The sequence below is a fragment of the Betaproteobacteria bacterium genome, from assembly GCA_016709965.1.
Classification (GTDB): domain Bacteria; phylum Pseudomonadota; class Gammaproteobacteria; order Burkholderiales; family Rhodocyclaceae; genus Azonexus; species Azonexus amarohabitans.
The window spans coordinates 1,380,377-1,400,597 of sequence record JADJLT010000001.1; the positions used below are offsets into that span (position 1 = coordinate 1,380,377).

A 20,221-nucleotide genomic window follows, 5' to 3' on the forward strand; every position below is an offset into this window, starting at 1 on the left:
AGTGGAAAGCCGGCCGATAAGCCGGGTTCTGTTCCCCTCTTGCGAGGTTCGGCAATCATTCCTCTAGGCCTGCCGTCACCGACAGGCTCAAGCAACCTACCCGGAAGCAGCGCGGGCCACGCCTCAGCTTCCCTATTTGGTCTTGCTCCGGATGGGGTTTGCCATGCCGCTGAACGTTACCGCCAGCGCGGTGAGCTCTTACCTCGCCGTTTCGCCCTTACCTGATCCCCTTGCGGGGCCATCGGCGGTTTATTTTCTGTTGCACTTTCCGTTGCCTTGGGTCTTGCGACCGTATAGCACCCAGTCGTTAACTGGCATCCTGCCCAATGGAGCCCGGACTTTCCTCCCGATACTTTCGTATCCAGCGATTGCCTGGCCGACTTTCCGGGGCGGATTATACGCGGCTCGATGCAAATGCCGCCCCATAAAGCACAAGCTCGTTCATTCGGCGCCGACTTCCGGCGTTCGTGAAACATTTAACAACAAAATTCGGATCCCGTGGATATGATCAAGTCAATTCAGTTTTTTCGGCAACATGGCCACAATCAGGTTGGACTTCACTATGCACAGCGCACTAAGACGAGCTATCGAACGCGCCGACATCCAGGCGGTTAATGTCGCTATCGAGCATGGCGCAGATATTGAAGAAGCGGACATGCACGGCGACCCGGGATTACCGCTCAGAACTGCATGCTTCAAGGGACACGCCAGCATTGTAGAAACGCTGATCAAACATGGCGCCAACATCAACGCCCCCAATGGCCAAGGTCCCGGTGGTCCAATCCGGATGGCTGCCAAAGGACATCATATGGGGATCGTACATTTGCTGATGGTACACGGCGCCGAACTCCCCGCAGACCTGCATTTACCGCTCAACGACAGCGCTGAAAGACGCAAACGTATTGACCGGCGCAAGCGCAACCAGGGTGCTCCGCTTGGCTTTACGGAACGCCGTCGAGCGCAGGAGCGCCGTGCCACGTCAGTCCATGAATTAACGCTGACTGACTTGCAATGGGACACCTACTTCACCCAATCGCAGCCTTTGCCAACACATCACACTGAGCAAATCGACGATAGCGTCTCGATGCTCTTCGAACGCGTGCGCGACTAGCCTTGTTGTGCCCCTAGACCGGCAAGGCGGTCCGGTATAGCACCTTCCTGAGCACAAAACTGGTGTGAACACCTGTCACCCCCGTAATTCGGGTGATTTTGTTGAGCAGCAGATCCTGATAACCGTCCATATCGCAAACCACGACCTTGAGCAGGTAATCCGACTGCTGGCCGGTAATCAGCAGGCACTCAAGTACCTCCGGAATCCCCGCAATGTTTGCCTCCAGGTTGGCAAATCGCTCTGGGGTATGCACATCCATCGAAATTCCTATCAGTGCCATCAAGGAAAGCCCCAGTTTTTTCGCATCCAGCAGGGCACGGTATCCGGTAATCAAGCCAGACTCCTCCAGCATCCGCACGCGACGCAAACAAGGCGATGGCGACAAGCCGATTCGATCAGCCAGATCCTGATTGCTGATGCGTCCATCGTCCTGCAGGATGGCAAGAATTTCTCGATCGTAGCGATCAAATTCCATAAATTGCTCAATAAATAATTATTAAGCAATTATCTGCCATATTAGTTATTTTTTATAGGCATATTCGCAATCATCTGTCGCTCGCTTTGGCCTAATATTTCGTCATCGTAAAACATTCTTCGGAGCCTGCCATGATCGCCCAGCCAGCCACCAAATACACTGCCTTCCCGCCGATACAACTCAACGTGCGCCAGTGGCCAAACTGCATCGTCACCAAGCCGCCGATCTGGATGAGCACCGACCTTCGCGATGGCAACCAGTCGCTTTTCGAGCCAATGAACGCCGAAAAGAAAATGCGCATGTTCAAGATGCTTTGCAATATCGGCTTCAAGGAAATCGAAATTGCCTTCCCCTCTGCCTCCGAAACCGAGTTCGGCTTTGTGCGTAGCCTCATCGAGGGCGGCCACATTCCCGATGATGTCACCATAGAAGTCCTCACTCAGGCGCGCGAACACCTCATTCGTCGCACTTTCGAGTCGCTCAAGGGTGCGAAGAAGGCCATCGTCCACGTCTATAACGCCACCAGCAAGACCTTCCGCGACAATGTCTTCGGCATGAGCAAGGCCGAAGTCGTGCGGATGGCTGTGGATGCCGTCCAGCTCATTAAGGCACAGGCTGACGCCATGCCGGAAACGGAGATCACCCTCGAATACAGCCCGGAACTCTTCACCGCCACCGAACTCGATTTCGCCAAGGAAGTCTGTGACGCCGTTACCGAAGCTTGGGGAGCCACGCCGGAGCGTAAAGTCATCCTCAACCTCCCGACGACGGTGGAGATCGCCACGCCCAACATCTACGCCGACCAGATCGAATGGATGCACCGCAATCTTGCTCGCCGTGACAGCGTCATCATCAGTCTCCACCCGCACAACGACCGTGGCACGGCAGTCGCAGCCGCCGAACTCGGCCTCATGGCCGGTGCAGACCGTGTCGAAGGCTGCCTCTTCGGCAATGGCGAACGCACAGGTAATGTCGACCTCGTCACCCTCGCCCTCAACATGTACACGCAAGGCGTCCATCCTGGACTCGATTTCTCGGATATCAATGCCGTTGCCCGCACCTTCGAACACTGCAGCCAGCTCCCGATCCACCCTCGTCATCCTTACGTCGGTGATCTCGTATTCACGGCCTTCTCCGGCTCCCACCAGGACGCCATCAAGAAGGGGTTCTCTGCTCAAAAGGCGGATGAGCAATGGTCAGTGCCTTACCTTCCGATCGATCCCGCCGACCTCGGCCGCAGTTATGACTCGGTCATCCGCGTCAATAGCCAGTCGGGCAAAGGGGGTATCGCCTACTTGATGGAAGCCGAGCACGGCATCGTCATGCCACGCCGCCTTCAGGTCGAATTCTCTGGCGTCGTCCAGCAACACACCGATGCTCACGGCGGCGAAGTAAGTGCCGATGGCATCTGGGCCATGTTCGCCAAAACCTACCTCGACGCAACGTCACCCATTCATTATCGCGAGCACCATCTCTTTGAGCAGGGGCACAATCAGGGTATTCGCCTGAACATCGAGATTGACGGTATGCCACACATCCTGACCGGAGAGGGTAACGGTCCGATCAATGCGGCGGTCCACGCCCTCCAGAGTGCCGGCATCAACATTCAGGTACGCAGCTATGAGGAACGCTCAATGGTGCCGATGGGAGAAGATGGGAATGCCCGGGCATGTGCTTTCATGGAAATAGCAGGCAAGAACAGTGGCGAATGCTACGGTGTCGGGGTCGACAGCAATATCGTCACTGCATCAATCAAGGCCTTGCTCAGTGGCGTCAATCGCCTCGGCTCATCGCAGATTCGCCAACCACAACAACAAGCCGCCTGACCCACTTTCAGTCCCTTGCCAAAACATGGCAAGGGATTGAATATTCGGCGATTTTCAGCATTTCCGCTTGCCACAAGAAAGATCGGCGCGTAAGATTCAGGATTCGTCGTTCTGCCCGCGTAAATGCCGTCCCTCTGCCGCACCGCCAATTCATGTATTTTGGCACGCTGAAGTCATCATTTCCCCGTCGCAAAGCGCTGTTTTATTGTTGGCCCCAGCGCTTCCGGACACCCGGATCTCTGGACGCCATAACTTTGGGGAAATAAATGGTCCGCATCCAGTTCGCAATTGATCTTCACTATGAACTGGGGTTTCAAGGCGCAGATTTCGTATTCAATATTCATGCAGCCAAAACTGCCAGCCAGACCATCGTCAGCGAACAGCTCGTGGTCAGCCAGCAGGTGCCGCACACCATCCAGACCGATCCGTCCACCTGCACGCGCTACCTGCGCCTGACTGGCGCACCTGGCCCACTGCATATCAGCTACAAGGCGACACTGGACATCAAGCATCAGGTCGATCTTCCTGACTTGATTCAGGAAACGCCTATCGCCCGACTCCCGCTATCGGCGCTGACCTATATTTACCCGAGTCGCTACTGTCAGTCAGACCGACTGGCGGCGCTGGCGATGAGTGAATTCGGACACCTTCCCAAAGGCTACCGTCGGGTCGAGGCGATTCGCAACTGGGTTAACAAACATGTCTCCTTCAAGGGGAATACTAGCAGCTCAACCACGGCGGCACTTGATACCCTGATTGATCGCGTTGGCGTCTGCCGCGACTTCGCGCACCTGATGATCACCATCTGCCGCGCCCTCAACATCCCGGCCCGATTTACCACAGGCATCGACTACGGCGCTGATCCGGCGCTGGGTCCGACCGATTTCCATGCCTACGTCGAAGTATTCCTTGGCGACCGCTGGTATCTGTTTGATCCCTCAGGTACGGCAATTCCGATGGGGTTCGTCCGTTTGGCAACGGGACGCGACGCAGCGGATGTATCTTTCGCTACAATATTCGGTGGCGTGCTGTCACCGCCGCCGGTGATCGCCATTTCTGCGATTACAGAAACCGGCCAACCGTGGGAACTACCGCGCCACAGGCATGAGGCATTGTCCACCGATGCCGCTGCAGTCGTTACCCCCTGAGCATTATTTTCGATTACTGGAGAAGAACACTTGGCAAAAGAAGAACTACTTGAAATGCAAGGCGTCGTAGAAGACGTCCTTCCGGACGGTCGTTTCCGCGTAACGCTGGAAAACGGTCACGTGATGATTGCCTACACCGCCGGCAAGATGAAGAAAAACCACATCCGTATCCTGCTCGGCGACAAGGTAACACTTGAACTGTCGCCTTACGACCTGACCAAGGGCCGTATCACTTTCCGTCACATTGAAAACCGCGGCGCCCCAGCCCCGCAGCGCCGTCGCTACTAAGCAGTCGCCCCGGCGCCCGGCTTGCCGCGGCGTCCCGGCCTGAACTGCCAAGTATCGTCGTAATACGCCGGATTTTCATTATCCGGCGTCGCCCCCGGAATCCCCAGCAACGGCAGCGGTTGAAAATCGCGCGGTCGGGTATAGCGGCCACTGACCAAATCAGTGGCTAACATGCCATCGACTGCTTCGAGCTGCGCCTGCATCGGCATTGATAGCCAGTCTTCAGCGACAGGGTAAAGCACAGCCTTGGCTGTCAGGCCACGAAATGGCTTAAGCGCCAGTTCATAAGTTGCGTGGCCAAAGATGATGAAGCGCATGCAACGAATCACCTCAGCGCGACGTTCGACGAAAAGCTCTTTCCAGCGAAACTGGCGCAGCAAATCGAGCAGTTCACTCTGACTGGACAGCACGACGATCCCGCACTCATCGAAGTGGGTAAGCACATCGCGCACGGTATTCCGCGTTTCACCCGGCGCCTGCATGGCACGCATGTGGGCAGCACTGATGGCAATCTTGGTCTTGGGAAACTGCATCCAGACCAGTGCGTTGAAGAAGTCATGCCAGTTATCCAGCCGCGTTGCGACCTCTCCGCTTTCCCATATCCGGCACTCGTAAATCAGCCCATCCTGGGGCGGTGGAATAAAGCTGACACGTCGGCCATTTGCAGTGTGAATCGGAAAATTTTTGGCCAACTCGGCCACAGCCTGCGCATCCGGCCGCTCCGGCAGAAGGTCAAGGCACCGCCGCAGCGGATCAAACAAGGGAGATGCGTAAAGCAAGAGAGCGCTTACTCCTCGGCGGGCGCTTCGTCTTTCTCTTCCTTGACGAAAACCAGCTCGCCCTTCCTGACCCGGAAAGTGCCCATCAAGGTGCCCATGCCCTCGGCGGGCTCACCGTCCATCTTGGCGAAATTGACGCAAGTTTGGGTTTCGGTAGCCCACATTTTCTTGCCCGCCTTGACGATGAAGGCACCTGAAGGCACCTGATAAATCTCGACCCTGGTGTTTGCGGTCGCTGCCCCGAGACTGTGCCGACGCATGCAGGCCGGCATTCGGGAAACCACCAGATAGAGCTCAACCTTGCTATCCCAGAAATACGGCTGCTCACGAATCAGCGACAAGACATGCTCGCGAGTATTGTCTATTTCATACGTTGCAGCATCATTCACGCAGGCAGTAAGCAGCGGGGCAGCCAGCAAAGACAGGAAGATGTGGCGCAAACGCATGATGTTTTCCTCAGATCATTTTCCAGGACAGCGTTTCACCTGCACGCAGCGGAACAATGGTATCGGTACTGATATACGGGTAATCAGCAGGAACGATCCAGTCCTGTTTAAGCAGCTTTACCTTGCTGGTATTGCGCGGCAGGCCATACCAGTCAGGGCCATTGAAGCTGGCAAAGGCCTCCAGCTTGTCGAGAGCCCCGGCCTGCTCGAAGGCCTCGGCATACAACTCCAGCGCCGCGTAGGCCGTATAGCAACCAGCACAACCACAGGAAGCCTCCTTGGTCTGCCTGGCATGCGGCGCCGAATCGGTACCGAGAAAGAATTTCGGATTGCCGGAAGTGGCCGCTGCAACCAGCGCCTCGCGATGCGATTCGCGCTTCAGCACCGGCAGGCAATACCAGTGCGGACGTATGCCGCCCTGAAAGATGGCATTGCGGTTGTAAAGCAGATGATGGGCAGTAATGGTGGCTGCTACGGTCAACGGCGAATTTGCAACAAATTCGGAAGCATCTTTGGTTGTAATGTGCTCCATGACCACCTTCAGTTTTGGAAAGCGCAGGGTCAGAGGCAAAAGCACCGTGTCAATGAACACCTTCTCGCGGTCAAAGAGATCGATCTTCGGATCAGTGACCTCTCCATGGACGAGCAGCGGCAGGCCGACGCGCTCCATTTCAGCCAGCGTATCGTAAGCCTTGGCAATATCGGTCAGCCCAGCATCTGAATTGGTTGTCGCACCAGCCGGGTACAGCTTGACCGCATTGACGAAACCCGACGCTGCGGCCTTGGTCACTTCGCTGGCGGGTGTGTTGTCGGTCAGGTACAGCGTCATCAGAGGCTCGAAACTAGCCCCCTCGGGCAGCGCGGCAACGATGCGGTCGCGGTAGACAGCAGCCTGTTCAACGGTAGTCACCGGCGGCTTGAGATTGGGCATGACGATGGCGCGACCAAACTGCGCGGCGGTATGGGCCAAGACGGAGCCCAGTGCCTCACCGTCACGGAGGTGAAGATGCCAGTCGTCAGGGCGGGTAATGATGATTTGCATGGCGTGTCTCGAGGCAATTTATCGAATTTTAACAGGGAGCCCGCTAACATCGCTGTAGATTGGGCAAAGGAAAAGCGCTCGCCACCTCGACATGCGGCTTATATGATGTCTGCCTTACCCAACTTGAATGGTCTCATTGCCGATGGACACCCATAACCTGTTGATCATGGCGATTCCCGCCCTGGTTGCACTTGCCGGCGGCTTTCTCGCCTCGCTCTGGAGCCCATCTCAGCCGACCAGGAGTCTAATCCAGCATTTTGCTGCGGGGGTCGTACTGGCAGCACTGGCCGTTGAATTACTCCCCGAAATTGAACGCGAACATGCCCCCGGCTTGATTCTCATCAGCGCTTTCGCCCTGGGCAGCCTCTTCATGTACGGTTTGAAACTGTGGACCATACGCCTCGAACATCATGCTGAAGCCGCCGGAATGACAGGCGGACTGAATAGTGGCTTGCTACTGGCCACCTTCATTGACGTTGCCATGGATGGTTTCATTATCGGCGCCGGCTTCGCCGCCGGCGGCAACACAGGCATGATCCTCGCACTCGGTTTGTCGGTGGAATTGCTTTTTCTTGGTCTGGCACTGGCCTCAGAGGCCGTTTCCGGGTGGCGTATTGTTGCCGTATCCGGCGCCTTGGGTGGCACTGTTCTCTGTTTTTCGCTGATCGGCAATTCGCTGCTTTCCGGCGCATCTCCGGCACTGATCGGGGGCGTACTGGCATTCAGCGCAGCCGCCCTGCTCTATCTGGTTACTGAAGAATTATTGATGGAAGCCCATGCCGTTGAAGAAAAACCTGTCTCGACATTGGTGTTATTTGGCGGCTTCTTGGCCTTCTGGAGCATCCAGCTACTCGGCCAAGGCTGATCCCAGCGCCAAAAGCAGCACAGACCGCCCCGGTAATAGCCTGTAAAAAGGCAGGCGGCAGGATCATCAATGCAAAAAAAGGCCGCCGCAGCGACCTTTTTTATAACAACGTTGAGCTTTTAGCGTTGCGTACGACGACGGGCAATGGCACCGATGATACCTAGGCCAGCCAGGAACATGGCATAGGACTCAGGCTCCGGAACAGCAGAAACACTGATCAGGCCGGAGAAAAGGCGGGTATCGGCACCTCCCTTTGCGCTGTCAAACATGAACTGAAGCTTGTACTTGCCAGGACCAATGGCGCCAAACAGGCCATCGTTCAGCGTGCTATCGGAAGCGCTCGTCCAACCACCGCTCACCTTGGTATTCAGATTTGCTTGCTCAAAAATCAGGCTGCTACCGATGTTGTCAAGCTTCACAGTAGCTGTGTAGCCAGAATCAATGGTGAAATTGAATACCTTACTAAGGATATCGTTCTGGTTTTTGGCCAGAACATCCGCAAACGAGGCGTCACTGGTCAGCGTGCCGAGGTTGGCAGCTTGAGCCGTCATAATGCCGCTGGACATGAGAAGCGCGAGGCAAACTTTACTCAGGGTCTTGGTCATAATAGTCACCATATCAAAAGAAATTACTGGCTTGGATATACCGCTTTACCAAGAACATTTGCTATGGGGTGATACTACTAAGACCTCATCACGATGGCATTAGCCCGTTCGGACTATTTTACGATATTGGAATATCTATTCTGAGAAAATCAATTAAAAAATCGGCCTCAGGAATAGATCGCCAGTTTTGTTATTTCAACGCCAGCGCACGCTCATAAAGTGTATTTTTTGCCATACCGGTAATCTGCGAAGCCAGCTTGGCAGCTTGTTTGACCGGCAAGCCTTCAGCCAGCATCAGCTTAAGGACGCGCTCCCCCTCTCCGCTGTCGGCCTCGGGCGATGCGCCGGACAGCATCAGGACAAACTCGCCGCGTTGCCGGTTTGAATCTGCCTTCAGCCAATCGAGTGCTGCGGTCAACGGCAACGAGTGGATCGATTCGAAAAGCTTGGTCAATTCCCGTGCAATGACCAAGGTTCGGTCACCGAAGACAGTGGCCATATCCTCAACGGTTTCCAGCACACGATGTGGCGCTTCGTAAAAGACCAAGGCGCAGGGATACTCGCGCAGCCCCTCCAGCGCCTGCCGACGCTGCCCACCCTTCGATGGCAAAAATCCGTAAAACAGGAAGTGTTCGTCGAGCAGCCCCGACGCAGCAAGCGCAGTGGTGGCAGCACAGGGGCCGGGTAGCGGAATGACTTTGCAGCCGGCAGCGCGAACGGCGGCGACAATCCGGGCGCCGGGATCGGAAATACCGGGCGTGCCGGCATCTGAGATCAACGCAACCGATTCGCCCGCATGCAGCTTTTCAATAATACGCACGGCGGCTTCGTGTTCATTATGCTGATGCGCCGGAATCGTCCGCCCCTGGGCGCCAAGTTGCTTGAGCAGGGGGCCACTGTGACGTGTGTCCTCGGCGGCAATCCAGGGCACGGTGCGCAGGACTTCTTCGGCACGACGGGTCAAATCGGCAAGATTCCCGAGCGGGGTCGGGACGACATACAATGCGGCGGATTCTTCCGTCATTTTTCTCAGCATGCAGGCAAAGACCAACGATACCACCACCACGCGCGGCCGCGAAGCCGAAGAGCGGGCTGGCCGTTATCTCGAATCCCGCGGTCAACGGGTAATTTCGCGAAATTTTCGAATTCGTGGCGGCGAAATCGACCTCATCTGTCGCGATGGCAAGGTGCTCGTTTTCGTTGAAGTGCGCCAGCGCAGTCGCAGCGACTTCGGCGGGGCCGGGGCGAGTATCACAGCCAGCAAGCGCCGCCGCATCGTACTGGCCGCCCAACATTACCTGCTCGGAAAACCCGACTGCGATTGCCGTTTCGATTGCATCCTGATTGATGGCGAGCAACTGGAATGGATCAAGAATGCGTTTGCTGCTGACGATTAGTCTGGCACTCTGGCTGACAGCCGTACACGCCGAAAGTGTGCGCGTGCTTGTGCAGAATTCGCCGTTGGCCGGTAGCCAGTATTACGCATTAGGCGACTTCTGGACGGAAATCAAGGTTGGCGATCCGTTGGTACTGATCCGCGAACCGGACAACAGACACGACCGCAACGCGATCCGCGTTGAATGGCGCGGCAATAAACTGGGTTACGTACCACGCGCGCAAAATCGTGCCGTAGCTGGTGCCATGGATGCCGGCGACGCCCTGACGGCTCGCGTGTCGTCACTAAGCGACAATAAAAATCCATGGCAACGACTGGCATTCGAAGTCTTCGCCGAGCTGTGAGGTAGAATGCTTTTACTTATAGCCCCAACCCCTTGAACAATATGGATTTGATCGCTCGCGTTGCCAAGCACTTTGAGGACAGCGCCCACACCAAGCTGAACGCCATCGAAATGATGGCTGCCCCCATCGCCGCCGCCATCGAGACAATGACCAATTGCCTGATCAACGGCGGCAAGATTCTCGCCTGCGGCAACGGCGGCTCAGCGGGAGACGCTCAGCATTTCTCCGCGGAACTGATCGGGCGTTTTGAAGCCGAGCGCCAGGAACTGGCTGCCATTGCACTGACGACCGATACCTCGATCATCACCGCAGTCGCCAATGACTATTCCTTCAGCCAGATTTTTGCCCGCCAGGTGCGCGGTCTTGGCCACGCCGGCGACGTCCTGCTGGCGATTTCCACGTCCGGCAATTCGGCCAATATCATCGAAGCGATCAAATCTGCGCACGAGCACGACATGCACGTCATTGCACTGACCGGCAAGGGTGGCGGTCAGATCGGTGAAATGCTGCGCGACGACGATATTCACCTTTGCGTGCCGGCCGACCGGACGGCACGAATCCAGGAAACCCACCTGCTCGTCATCCATTGCCTGTGCGATGGTATCGATGCACTTTTATTGGGAGTCGAATGATGCAAAAAGCCAAGCTCACCCTCGCCGTTGCGGCGTTCATTACCGTTTTACCAATGCTTCAGGGCTGCGTTCCAGCCCTTATCGGCGGCGCTGCCGTTGGTGTCATGTCAGCCCATGACCGTCGCAGCACCGGCACGCAGGCTGACGACGAGACCACTGAATGGAAAGCTGGCCAGCACGTGCCGGATCAATACAAGTCGTTTTCACACACCAATTTCACCTCCTACAATCACCGCGTACTGATTACCGGCGAGGTACCGAACGAGGAAGCGAAGTCGGCCATTGAAGCGACAACCCGACAGGTTGATGGCGTTCGCGAGGTATACAACGAACTGGGTATCGGTCCGGTATCTTCGTTGGGTAGCCGTAGCACCGACTCCTACATCGACTCCAAGGTCAAGGCTCGCTTGGTCGACTCCAACCAGCTCTCCGCCAACCATATCAAGGTCGTCACCGAACGCGCCATCGTCCATCTGATGGGCATCGTCAATACTCGCGAAGCCAAGGTGGCCGTTGATGTCGCGCGGACTACCGCCGGCGTCAAGAAGGTCGTCAACTTGATGGAAATCATCGGCGAAGACGACACCCGCCGCATTGACAACGAGACGCTAGGCGCACGCAACCCGCCGCCAGCCAGCGCACCTGTCGAAAATCGCTGAATTTTCGGGTTGACCGCACCCTGCAAGTCGCAGGGCTGCGGGCTTGATTCTGCCAAAGTGCGAAAGATGAGCCGGGCAGCGAAGGCGTGACGGGGGGAGAAAAAAAATGAATCTTGAAAAGGTCATCTTCGGGTTCTTCATTGTTCTGGCGGCAACGCTGAATTTCGGGTTTTTCATTGGCGATATCGAGCGCCCCGAACTCCACCACGTCTATGAACTGGCCGCAGCATTGGTCGTCAGCCTGATCGCCACTGCCCTGAAATTCGGCGACCGTACCCAGATTGGCGCTATCCACCTGTCCACCAGCCTGGTGGCTGACCTTCAATTGATCGCTGCAGCCTTGACCTGGGCGCTTGCAGACCATGTTGCCGGCACAGGCATGACCGCCTCAGTCACCTCCAGCGTGGTCTCACTCTCTGGCGGAGCGCTGTTGGCAAACATTGTTTCAGTCATCATCCTCATCGTCGAAACCGTCATGCTGCGCCGTTAGGCCAGCGGGAGCCGCGCGTGAATAGCGCCTTCTTCCTTGTCCTGCGACGCATGCGGGCGCCCATCATCGTGCTGATCGTGATCTACGCGATCTCTGTGGTCGGCCTCACCCTGATTCCGGGGATCGATGCTGACGGCAAGATGAGCGCGCCGCTGAGCTTTTTCCATGCCTTCTACTTCATCAGCTATACGGCGACGACCATCGGTTTCGGCGAACTGCCGGGCGCCTTCTCCGATGCCCAGCGCATGTGGGTCACCATCTGCATTTACCTCACGGTCATCGGCTGGTCATACTCGGTGGTCACGCTGATCGCCCTGCTTCAGGACAAGGGCTTCCAGAACACGCTGACGACCAACCGCTTCGCCCGCCGCGTGCTGCGACTCAAAGCACCTTTCTATCTGGTTTGCGGCTGTGGAGAAACCGGCAATCTGATCGCCCGCACCTTCGACCGCATCGAGCAGGCTTTTGTCGTTCTCGAAAAAGATGAATTACGTGTCGAAGAGCTCGACCTGCAGGACTTCAAGACCGATACCCCCGCCTTGGCCGCAGATGCCAGCTTGCCGGACAATCTGCTGCTGGCGGGCCTGAAGCACCCCAAATGCCGTGGCGTACTGGCCGTCACCAACGACGAGCAGGCCAATCTGGCTATCGCCATCGCCGTGCGCCTGCTCAACCCAAAAGTGCCGGTCATTGCCCGCGCCCGCAGCGAAGCGGTCACTGCCAACATGGCATCGTTCGGCACCAACCACATCATCAATCCATTCGAGCGTTTTGCCGAGCATCTGGCCCTGGCCGTCGCTGCCCCCGAGCGTTTTCGCCTGATCGAACTGTTGACCAGCCTGCCCGAAAGCGCCATTCCCGAACCGCACCGCCCGCCGCGCGGCCACTGGATTCTCTGTGGCTACGGCAGCTTTGGTCACGCCGTGGCCGACCGACTGCGTGACACCGGCATCACGCTGACCATCATTGACCCGGCCGCCAAGGATGCCGACCAACAGTTCATCGGCGACGGCACCGAGGCAATCACCCTCCGTCAGGCCGGCATCGACCAAGCCACCGGCATCGTCGCCGGCACTGACAACGACATCAATAATCTGTCGATCGCCGTCACTGCCCGTGAGTTAAAGCCGGAATTGTTCGTCGTGACCCGTCAGAATCAGGCTGCCAACAGCCCCCTGTTTAGCGCCTTCGGGGCCGACTTTACGGTACTCCCCAGTCGTATTGTCGCCCAGGAAACTATCGCCATACTTACGGCGCCACTACTCGCGCGCTTTCTGGAGCACGTGCACAAGCTGGATGAGACGCAATGTCGTCAGCTGGTTGAACGGCTGCAAGCGGAATGCGGCGATCTGACACCAGCGGTGTGGGATATACGGCTTGATGCCGAGGAGGCGCCGGCCATAACTCAGGCGCTGATCAATAGCCGCCCGATCCAGCTTGGAGAAATCATGCGCGATGGGGCCGATCGCAGTTGCCGCCTGCCGATTGTTCCCTTGCTGGTCGAACGTGACGCCGACAGCCTGCTGTTGCCCAATGAGACTTTGGTACTGCAAGCCGGTGATCGCCTGCTCTTCGCCAGCACACTCGCGGCCCGGCGCGACCTGGAGTTAAGTTTGAACAACGCCAACGAACTGGATTTTGTACTGACCGGCCATGAAAACTCCGGCAGCCTGCTCGGTCGCCTGCTGGCTACCGGATAATCCCGGCCAAAGGCGGATCAGCGGGTCGCTCAACCGTAGAAGCCAAGGGCCTTGGGCAACCAGGTCGCCAGAACCGGCAAGGCTGAAATCATCAGCGCCCCCAGAAGCATGGCGAGCACCGCGGGCACGACGGCAGCGGCGACGTAGCGAATCGGTTTACCGAACATCGCCGAGGCGAAATATATGTTCATGCCGGCTGGCGGGCAAAGAAAACCCATCTCGATATTGGCCAGAAAAATAACGCCGAAATGCACCGGATCCACACCGTAAGCAAGGGCTACTGGCAAGAGCAGCGGCACCAGCACGACAATCGCCGCATAGATTTCCATCAAGGCGCCGGCTATCAGCAGGAACAGATTCAAAACCATCAGAAAGGCAAACTTGTTGGGCAGCACAGACTGCACCCAATCGATTGCCGCATCGGGAATACCGGCATCGATGAGGTAATTGGTCAGCCCCAGTGCCATGCCCAGGATCAGCATGATGCCACCGATCACTTCGGCACAATCGACCAGTGCCTGACGCAGTTGCGGCCAGCCCAGTTCCCGGTGCGCAACTGCCTGCGTCAGCATCGCGTAGATCGCCGTCAGCGCGGCACTTTCAGTTGGCGTGGCGATCCCGCTGACCAGCGAGCCGATCGCCACCACCGGCGCGCATAACTCCCACTTGGCCAGCCACAACGCGCGCCCGAGATTTTTCGGTTTTGGCTGATTTTCCCGGTTGACCGCAGCAATGCTGCCACGGCGCAGATAGCCGCCGACCAACAACAAACAAGCGACCATGACGACTGCCGGCAGCACACCGGCCAGAAACATCGTGTTGATCGGCACCCGAGCGATGATGGCGTACATGATCAGCGGCACTGACGGCGCCAGCAACACCCCCAGCGCGCTGGCGCTGGTCACCAGGCTGATACCTCGCTGCTCGGGGAAGCCCGCCTTGGTCAGCAGTGGCAGCAACAGGCCGCCGAGCGCTAGGATGGTGACGCCGCTGCCACCGGTAAAAGCCGTAAAGAATGAACAAAGCACCGCGGCCGCGATGGCCGTTCCGGTCACGCCACTGCCAAAAGCGGCAGTAAAGACGCTGCCAAGGCGAGCCGCCGCGCCAGTCCGGGCGAAGAGCAGGCCGGCCAGCGTAAACAAGGGCAGCGCTGGCAATGAAGGATTGACCGTGATCTGGTAGTGACTGAGCGGCACCGAAGCCAGTGGCTGCCCTTCGCTCCAGAACAGAGCCAGGGCCAGCCCGCCCAGCACGGCAAAGATCGGTGCGCCGCAGAATAGAATGAGCATCAACCACAGTGCAAATGGCCACAAGGGCAATGTACTGCCATCAAAATACTGGGCAAAAGCATACCCGACCGCTGGCAGGACGAGTGCCAACACGATGCGCCCCGCCCAACCTGAGATGATCCGAGAAGCCAGCTTGAGGCCAAGCAACGCAAAGCCCAGCGGCATGGCCAGCTCGAACATCCAGCCAGTGACCCCATAGGCAATATCACGCGGCATCTCCATTTCACTGGCAACAAACGTCCAGCTGGCTTGTGCCAGCATCCCGCAAAGCACAGCCGCACTGGCCTTGCCGACAACAGCGGCGACACTGCGCACACGGGGATTCCTCGATGCGGTGAACCCCGCCCCGAGCGAACTCAAGTGCAGTCCACGCTCAGCCAGCAGCGCACCAAACATGGCCAGCAGCAAACCACAGTGCTGGACCAGTACCGGCGCGTTGTCGATACCCGCACCGAACAAGGGCCGCAACCCGATTTCGAGCAATGGCACCAGCAACATGACGGCCAGCGCGCAACCGGCGATCAGCGCATCGAATTCACCCAGGCGGCGCAACAGATTCATCATGTGTCCTGCACAACTCAATCAGCGCGGGACTGGCCCGCGGGTCGCAATTTTCGCGAAACGCCTAGCGCTTGCCGGCGCGAAAATCCTTCAGATGGCGCACCACCTCGTCGAACTGTTCGGCCGGGACCAGCTTGCCGCGAATGCGTGGATAAAGGCCATCGGCCAGGGCGTTCCATTCTTTGATTTGCGCCGCGTTGGGCTGGTTGACCGTCAGGCCACGCTTCTTCATCGCATCAACCGCTTCGTCAACTTCCTGACGTGCCTTGGCGCGCAACTGGACTCCGGCCTTGGCGCCGGCCTCGCGAACAGCGACCTGCCCCTCCGGCGTCAGCTCATCCCATGCTTTGCGGGTGATGATCAAGGCACCGACCACGGGCGCCCAGTTCATGTCCAGCATGTTGTTGGCAGTGGTGTAGATTTGCGTGGCCAGCGCGAAATAGGGCGTCGAGGGCACGGCGTTGATCATGCCGGTCTGGATCGCCGGCAGAATGTCGGCCGTTTCCAGCGGCACCGGCGTGTATCCCAGGCTTTTCATGATCTCCTGCTGGTCGGCTTCGGCACCCCAGGCAAAGAATTTCATCTTCTTGAAATCATTCGGCCCAAAGGCTGGCTCCTTCGAGAAGAAGCGCACCCAGCCGGCATCGCCCCAGGCCAGCACGACAAAGCCCTTTTCAAGAAATTTCTTCTCCATGGCCGGGCGCATTTTCTCGCGCACGTAATCGACCTCGTCCCAGCTCTTGAACATCATCGGCATGTTCTGCAGCGCGGCAATCGACGGCTCGATCTCGCGCAGCCCGACGACCGACAGCAGGCCGCCCTGCAACTGGCCGATGCGCATCCTGCGCACCATGTCCGTCTCGCCCCCCTGGCTGCCATCCGGATAGACCAGATATTTCCCGTGCCCCCCCTGGGCTGTCCGCCACGCTTCACCCAATGCCATCAGCTGGCGGTGATAGAGCGAATTCTTCGGCGCCAGCGTACCGATGCGCAATTGCGGGTCAGCGGCAAAGGTATTCAATGCAATGACGGCGCCGAGCACCAGCGTAGCCAGTTTGAATTTCATTTCATACTCCTTGGGTTTTCATCGTTCAGAACAGGTCGGGCGCCTGTTCGAGCAGCCATGCTGCCCGGCGACGCATGACTTCGTTCTGCAAGGCTTGCGGGCTATCCGGTTTATCCTTGATCGCCAATGCCTGATTGAGCAAGCGTTCAAACAGCACTCGGTCTCCCGCCGGCAAGGCATACCCTTCGGCCTTGCCCACCAGGGTTCCCGCATTGCCAGCACCTTGCGCAATCGCCTGATCAAACCAGACCAGCGCCTGTTGCTGGCTACCGCCTGGCCGTCCAGCTTCGTATGTCGCCAGCAGCCCGGTCAGCGCGCCCTGCCCCCAAGCGGGATCAAGTTGCCAGGCAAGCTGCGTCAGGCGTACCGCCTGCGGCAGATCGGCAACAACATCAGGGTCATCCTTTGACAATGAAATCCAGCCACCCCACGAGGCCGCAGCCCAGTAGGCAAGGCCAACCTGTTCCAAGGAAAGTTTCGGCCAGTCAGCCGCTTGCGAGCTGCTCAAGGCACCGGCAAAACCGGGAGTCTCACGATTGAGCGCAGCCATCGCATGCATGTGTGCCCGACGATAAAGCAGTGCGGCACGCCGGAGCATGCGTTCTGCGGATTTGGCATCCTTCGCTTCAATGCGGTCGGCCTCGAATCCAACAAAGGCATAGGCGTACTGGGTAAAGCCGGCTGCCACCGATTCAGCCAGCGCGTGGTGCCCGGGATCACTACGCAGTACCGACTCCGATAGCTTCAGATAAAAAGCACTGGCCTCGCGAGCCAGGTCAAGATCGCTCTCGCCGGACCGCCCCTGCGCCGCCAATTCGTCAGCGATGCTGCCAACCACCATCTGGCGCGGCGAACATGCCGTTAGCACGACAATGAACATGAGCGAGGTGATGACAATAGAAGCGTGGCGCCAGAGCAAGGGCACGTGATTTCCGCCGGTAACAATTGGGTGGCTCGCACACTAGCCAGCCGATGTTACGTAGGGATGACAGCCACTTTTTTGACAATCCGGCCGTAGCGGCCAACTGGCACTAAAATAGCCGGATATCTTTCACCCATGATGCCACCGTGACCTACGCCACTCCCCACTTCGAATCCAAAATTTGCCCGCCAGACCAGTTGACCGCAAGAAGTGCGCTGCTGGCCCGGCCTCTCGTGTTTACGAACGGCTGCTTTGATATTCTGCATCGCGGGCACGTCACCTATCTGGCGCAAGCTGCCGCACTGGGCAGCAGCATGATTGTCGCGCTCAACACGGACGCCTCGGTGAAACGGCTAGGCAAGGGCGACGATCGCCCGGTCAATGCGCTGGAAGACCGGCTGGCGGTCATGGCATCACTCGCCTGCGTGACGCTGGTGACGTGGTTCGATGAGGAAACGCCCTTGCAGCGCATCCTCGAATGCCGCCCCGACATGCTCGTCAAGGGCGGCGACTGGCCGGTAGAAAAAATAGTGGGATGCGCCGAAGTCCGCGGCTGGGGCGGAACCGTTCACTCCATCCCGTTCATCCATCAGAAATCGACCACCGCGCTGCTGGAAAAAATCAGACGGTTATAAGCCGGGGAGCCAATCTTCAGCCGGCGTGATCAGTATCTGAAAGCTCAGAGTACGACCTGGGTTCCCAGTTCGACGACACGGTTGCTGGGAATCTTGAAGAATGCCGTCGCCGACCCGGCATTGCGGAACATGGCGATGAAAATCTTCTCGCGCCAGAAAGCCATTTCCGAGCCGAGTCGCGGAATCAATGTTTCGCGGCCAATAAAGTAGGAAGTTTCCAATGCGCTGAATGCCAGTCCGGCATTGGCGCACAAATCCAGTGCTGCCGGCACATCCGGCTCATCCTTGAAACCATACTGGATGATGACACTCCAGAAGTTCTCCTTGAGCTGTCGCACTTCGACCCGATCAATCTCCGGCACATAGGGCACATCGAAGAATTGGACGGACAACAGGACCACACGTTCGTGCAACACCTTGTTGTGCATCAGATTGTGCAGCAGCGCATGCGGCACCCCCCGCGGATCGGCGTTCAGGAAAACCGCCGTGCCGGCAACCCGGGTCGGCATTGATGACCCCAGAGAATCGAGAAACATCGACAATTCAAGCCGTTCGCCCTTGAGTCGCTCAGAGAGCAATTGCCGGCCGCGCTTCCAGGTCATCATCAGAATAAACACCACCACGCCAGCAATCAGCGGGAACCAGCCACCATCGGGAATCTTCAGGACGTTGGCAGCGAGAAATACCAGTTCGACCGACAGGAAGCAGGCGAACAGCAGCCCAGCCTTGAGCCAGCCCCACTTCCAGACCTTGGCAACCACATAGGCGGCAAGAATCGAGGTAATCACCATATCGCCGGTCACCGCGATACCGTAGGCAGCCGCCAGATTATTGGACGACTTGAAGCCGAGGACGAGAATCATCACCGCGATCATCAGGCCCCAATTGACCGCAGGCAGATAAATCTGCCCCTGCTCCTACTCCGAGGTGTGCTGCACCTCCATCCGCGGCACGAAGCCAAGCTGCATAGCCTGGCGAGTAACCGAGAACGCACCTGAAATGACCGCCTGTGAGGCGATCACTGTCGCCAGCGTAGCCAGGCCAACGAGCGGAAAAAGCGCCCACTCGGGAGCTGAAAGAAAGAAGGGATTTTTGGCTGCCTCGGGTTGCGCCAGGATCAGCGCGCCCTGCCCAAAATAATTCAGCACCAGCGCAGGCAGCACGAAGGAGAACCAGGCCCGCGAGATCGGCTTGCGACCAAAGTGGCCCATGTCGGCATAAAGCGCCTCGGCACCAGTAACGGCCAGCACGACGTTACCCATGGCCACGAGCGACATGGCCTTGTTTTCAAGCAGGAACTCGACGCCGTAATACGGGTTGATCGCCATCAGGATGGCCGGATGCGCAATGATGTTGTGGATACCCAGCACGGCCAGCGAACTGAACCAGAGCATCATGATCGGCCCAAAATAGGTACCAACCTTGGCGGTGCCATTCCTTTGCACGAAAAAAAGCCCGAAAAGCACGAGCAAGGTAATCGGAATAACCACCGGCTTGAAAGCCGGCGTCACAATTTCCAGCCCCTCGACCGCCGACAATACCGAAATTGCCGGCGTTACCATGCCATCCCCGTAAAACATCGCGGCGCCGAGAACCCCGAAAATCATGATCAACCGTGCCTGACGCGGTTTTTCCTGAGCGGTATGCAGGGCAAGCGCAATCAGCGCCATGATGCCGCCTTCGCCGCGATTATCAGCACGCATGATGAAGGTCACGTACTTGATCGATACCACGATGATGAGCGCCCAGAAAAACAGGGACAGGCTGCCGTAAATATTGGCCATCGTCACCGGAATCGGGTGATTGCCGGCGAAAACCTCCTTCACCGCATACAAGGGGCTGGTCCCGATATCGCCATAGACCACCCCGAGGGCAGCCAGCGTCAAGGCGGCAAAACGCTTCCCGGAAATATCTCCCGCCTGCTGGTCACTACTCATCAATC

The 20,221-nt window shown here is 57.7% G+C and carries 21 protein-coding genes, 1 other RNA gene and 1 pseudogene; 12 read left to right on the forward strand and 11 right to left on the reverse strand.

Annotated features, from left to right (window positions below; all coding sequences use genetic code 11):
• Nucleotide 1 precedes the first annotated feature (1 nt).
• An RNA gene (gene rnpB / locus IPJ12_06940) (RNase P RNA component class A) lies at nt 2–384 on the reverse strand.
• Between the two features lie 178 nt (nt 385–562).
• On the opposite strand from rnpB, the gene IPJ12_06945 reads away from it, so the two are divergent.
• On the forward strand, nt 563–1,111 hold the full coding sequence (locus IPJ12_06945) for a hypothetical protein (GenBank protein ID MBK7646885.1): 549 nt from the start codon (nt 563–565) through the stop codon (nt 1,109–1,111).
• 13 nt (nt 1,112–1,124) lie between these two features.
• Here IPJ12_06945 and IPJ12_06950 read toward each other — a convergent pair whose 3' ends face one another.
• Entirely contained in the window at nt 1,125–1,586 is a 462-nt protein-coding gene (locus IPJ12_06950; GenBank protein MBK7646886.1) for an Lrp/AsnC family transcriptional regulator, read from the reverse strand.
• A gap of 131 nt (nt 1,587–1,717) precedes the next feature.
• Between IPJ12_06950 and leuA the strand changes: the two genes are divergently transcribed.
• From leuA to infA, 3 genes are all read left to right on the forward strand, one after another.
• Nucleotides 1,718–3,412, forward strand: coding sequence for a 2-isopropylmalate synthase (gene leuA / locus IPJ12_06955; protein ID MBK7646887.1), 1,695 nt, complete (start codon nt 1,718–1,720; stop codon nt 3,410–3,412).
• Between the two features lie 266 nt (nt 3,413–3,678).
• On the forward strand, nt 3,679–4,560 hold the full coding sequence (locus IPJ12_06960) for a transglutaminase family protein (protein ID MBK7646888.1): 882 nt from the start codon (nt 3,679–3,681) through the stop codon (nt 4,558–4,560).
• 30 nt (nt 4,561–4,590) lie between these two features.
• Nucleotides 4,591–4,848 (forward strand): translation initiation factor IF-1, encoded by a 258-nt coding sequence (infA, locus tag IPJ12_06965; protein ID MBK7646889.1) that lies wholly within the window; start codon nt 4,591–4,593, stop codon nt 4,846–4,848.
• On the opposite strand, the gene IPJ12_06970 is transcribed toward infA, so the two are convergent.
• The 3 genes from IPJ12_06970 to pyrC are packed head-to-tail and all read right to left on the reverse strand — an operon-like array spanning nt 4,845 to nt 7,115.
• Nucleotides 4,845–5,627: a DUF3025 domain-containing protein gene (locus IPJ12_06970; protein ID MBK7646890.1), complete on the reverse strand. Its 783-nt coding sequence runs from the start codon at nt 5,625–5,627 to the stop codon at nt 4,845–4,847. The genes infA and IPJ12_06970 overlap by 4 nt on opposite strands.
• 8 nt (nt 5,628–5,635) lie before the next feature.
• Nucleotides 5,636–6,073, reverse strand: coding sequence for a hypothetical protein (locus IPJ12_06975; GenBank protein MBK7646891.1), 438 nt, complete (start codon nt 6,071–6,073; stop codon nt 5,636–5,638).
• A gap of 10 nt (nt 6,074–6,083) precedes the next feature.
• On the reverse strand, nt 6,084–7,115 hold the full coding sequence (gene pyrC / locus IPJ12_06980; protein MBK7646892.1) for a dihydroorotase: 1,032 nt from the start codon (nt 7,113–7,115) through the stop codon (nt 6,084–6,086).
• Between the two features lie 142 nt (nt 7,116–7,257).
• On the opposite strand from pyrC, the gene IPJ12_06985 reads away from it, so the two are divergent.
• A complete protein-coding gene (locus IPJ12_06985; protein MBK7646893.1) occupies nt 7,258–7,980 on the forward strand; it encodes a zinc permease in 723 nt (240 codons plus the stop codon).
• 119 nt (nt 7,981–8,099) lie between these two features.
• On the opposite strand, the gene IPJ12_06990 is transcribed toward IPJ12_06985, so the two are convergent.
• The gene (locus IPJ12_06990; protein MBK7646894.1) at nt 8,100–8,597 is read right to left on the reverse strand and encodes a PEP-CTERM sorting domain-containing protein; all 498 of its coding nucleotides are present in this window, start codon (nt 8,595–8,597) and stop codon (nt 8,100–8,102) included.
• Between the two features lie 178 nt (nt 8,598–8,775).
• Complete coding sequence (gene rsmI, locus IPJ12_06995) at nt 8,776–9,609, reverse strand: 16S rRNA (cytidine(1402)-2'-O)-methyltransferase (protein MBK7646895.1); 834 nt, start codon at nt 9,607–9,609, stop codon at nt 8,776–8,778.
• Between the two features lie 10 nt (nt 9,610–9,619).
• On the opposite strand from rsmI, the gene IPJ12_07000 reads away from it, so the two are divergent.
• The 6 genes from IPJ12_07000 (at nt 9,620) to IPJ12_07025 (ending at nt 13,806) form a co-directional block, all read left to right on the forward strand.
• Nucleotides 9,620–9,982 (forward strand): YraN family protein, encoded by a 363-nt coding sequence (locus IPJ12_07000; protein ID MBK7646896.1) that lies wholly within the window; start codon nt 9,620–9,622, stop codon nt 9,980–9,982.
• Nucleotides 9,960–10,325, forward strand: coding sequence for an HIRAN domain-containing protein (locus tag IPJ12_07005; GenBank protein MBK7646897.1), 366 nt, complete (start codon nt 9,960–9,962; stop codon nt 10,323–10,325). The genes IPJ12_07000 and IPJ12_07005 overlap by 23 nt, the downstream gene beginning before the upstream one ends.
• A 41-nt stretch (nt 10,326–10,366) precedes the next feature.
• Nucleotides 10,367–10,957: a phosphoheptose isomerase gene (locus tag IPJ12_07010; GenBank protein ID MBK7646898.1), complete on the forward strand. Its 591-nt coding sequence runs from the start codon at nt 10,367–10,369 to the stop codon at nt 10,955–10,957.
• Nucleotides 10,954–11,616: a BON domain-containing protein gene (locus tag IPJ12_07015; GenBank protein MBK7646899.1), complete on the forward strand. Its 663-nt coding sequence runs from the start codon at nt 10,954–10,956 to the stop codon at nt 11,614–11,616. The genes IPJ12_07010 and IPJ12_07015 overlap by 4 nt, the downstream gene beginning before the upstream one ends.
• A gap of 106 nt (nt 11,617–11,722) precedes the next feature.
• Entirely contained in the window at nt 11,723–12,106 is a 384-nt protein-coding gene (locus IPJ12_07020; GenBank protein ID MBK7646900.1) for a hypothetical protein, read from the forward strand.
• A 17-nt stretch (nt 12,107–12,123) separates the two neighbouring features.
• A complete protein-coding gene (locus IPJ12_07025; GenBank protein MBK7646901.1) occupies nt 12,124–13,806 on the forward strand; it encodes a potassium channel protein in 1,683 nt (560 codons plus the stop codon).
• A gap of 29 nt (nt 13,807–13,835) precedes the next feature.
• Here the strand turns inward: IPJ12_07025 and IPJ12_07030 are convergent, their stop codons facing one another.
• From IPJ12_07030 to IPJ12_07040, 3 genes are all read right to left on the reverse strand, one after another.
• Nucleotides 13,836–15,656, reverse strand: a complete 1,821-nt coding sequence (locus IPJ12_07030; GenBank protein ID MBK7646902.1) for a TRAP transporter large permease subunit — start codon at nt 15,654–15,656, stop codon at nt 13,836–13,838.
• A gap of 64 nt (nt 15,657–15,720) precedes the next feature.
• The gene (gene dctP, locus IPJ12_07035; GenBank protein ID MBK7646903.1) at nt 15,721–16,722 is read right to left on the reverse strand and encodes a TRAP transporter substrate-binding protein DctP; all 1,002 of its coding nucleotides are present in this window, start codon (nt 16,720–16,722) and stop codon (nt 15,721–15,723) included.
• A 25-nt stretch (nt 16,723–16,747) separates the two neighbouring features.
• Nucleotides 16,748–17,602, reverse strand: a complete 855-nt coding sequence (locus IPJ12_07040) for a hypothetical protein (protein MBK7646904.1) — start codon at nt 17,600–17,602, stop codon at nt 16,748–16,750.
• A 188-nt stretch (nt 17,603–17,790) separates the two neighbouring features.
• Between IPJ12_07040 and IPJ12_07045 the strand changes: the two genes are divergently transcribed.
• Nucleotides 17,791–18,279: a bifunctional heptose 7-phosphate kinase/heptose 1-phosphate adenyltransferase gene (locus IPJ12_07045; GenBank protein MBK7646905.1), complete on the forward strand. Its 489-nt coding sequence runs from the start codon at nt 17,791–17,793 to the stop codon at nt 18,277–18,279.
• A 44-nt stretch (nt 18,280–18,323) separates the two neighbouring features.
• Here IPJ12_07045 and IPJ12_07050 read toward each other — a convergent pair.
• A pseudogene (locus IPJ12_07050) lies at nt 18,324–20,216 on the reverse strand (potassium transporter Kup).
• Nucleotides 20,217–20,221 lie beyond the last annotated feature (5 nt).

Excerpts from the sequence above, each read along its gene's own strand:
- IPJ12_06945 (MBK7646885.1), top strand. The coding sequence starts at position 563 with ATGCACAGCGCACTAAGACGAGCTATCGAACGCGCCGACATCCAGGCG.
- IPJ12_06950 (MBK7646886.1), bottom strand. The coding sequence starts at position 1,586 with ATGGAATTTGATCGCTACGATCGAGAAATTCTTGCCATCCTGCAGGAC.
- leuA (MBK7646887.1), top strand. The coding sequence starts at position 1,718 with ATGATCGCCCAGCCAGCCACCAAATACACTGCCTTCCCGCCGATACAA.
- IPJ12_06960 (MBK7646888.1), top strand. The coding sequence starts at position 3,679 with ATGGTCCGCATCCAGTTCGCAATTGATCTTCACTATGAACTGGGGTTT.
- IPJ12_06975 (MBK7646891.1), bottom strand. The coding sequence starts at position 6,073 with ATGCGTTTGCGCCACATCTTCCTGTCTTTGCTGGCTGCCCCGCTGCTT.
- pyrC (MBK7646892.1), bottom strand. The coding sequence starts at position 7,115 with ATGCAAATCATCATTACCCGCCCTGACGACTGGCATCTTCACCTCCGT.
- IPJ12_06985 (MBK7646893.1), top strand. The coding sequence starts at position 7,258 with ATGGACACCCATAACCTGTTGATCATGGCGATTCCCGCCCTGGTTGCA.
- IPJ12_06990 (MBK7646894.1), bottom strand. The coding sequence starts at position 8,597 with ATGGTGACTATTATGACCAAGACCCTGAGTAAAGTTTGCCTCGCGCTT.
- rsmI (MBK7646895.1), bottom strand. The coding sequence starts at position 9,609 with ATGACGGAAGAATCCGCCGCATTGTATGTCGTCCCGACCCCGCTCGGG.
- IPJ12_07000 (MBK7646896.1), top strand. The coding sequence starts at position 9,620 with ATGCAGGCAAAGACCAACGATACCACCACCACGCGCGGCCGCGAAGCC.
- IPJ12_07005 (MBK7646897.1), top strand. The coding sequence starts at position 9,960 with ATGCGTTTGCTGCTGACGATTAGTCTGGCACTCTGGCTGACAGCCGTA.
- IPJ12_07010 (MBK7646898.1), top strand. The coding sequence starts at position 10,367 with ATGGATTTGATCGCTCGCGTTGCCAAGCACTTTGAGGACAGCGCCCAC.
- IPJ12_07015 (MBK7646899.1), top strand. The coding sequence starts at position 10,954 with ATGATGCAAAAAGCCAAGCTCACCCTCGCCGTTGCGGCGTTCATTACC.
- IPJ12_07020 (MBK7646900.1), top strand. The coding sequence starts at position 11,723 with ATGAATCTTGAAAAGGTCATCTTCGGGTTCTTCATTGTTCTGGCGGCA.
- IPJ12_07030 (MBK7646902.1), bottom strand. The coding sequence starts at position 15,656 with ATGAATCTGTTGCGCCGCCTGGGTGAATTCGATGCGCTGATCGCCGGT.
- dctP (MBK7646903.1), bottom strand. The coding sequence starts at position 16,722 with ATGAAATTCAAACTGGCTACGCTGGTGCTCGGCGCCGTCATTGCATTG.
- IPJ12_07040 (MBK7646904.1), bottom strand. The coding sequence starts at position 17,602 with ATGTTCATTGTCGTGCTAACGGCATGTTCGCCGCGCCAGATGGTGGTT.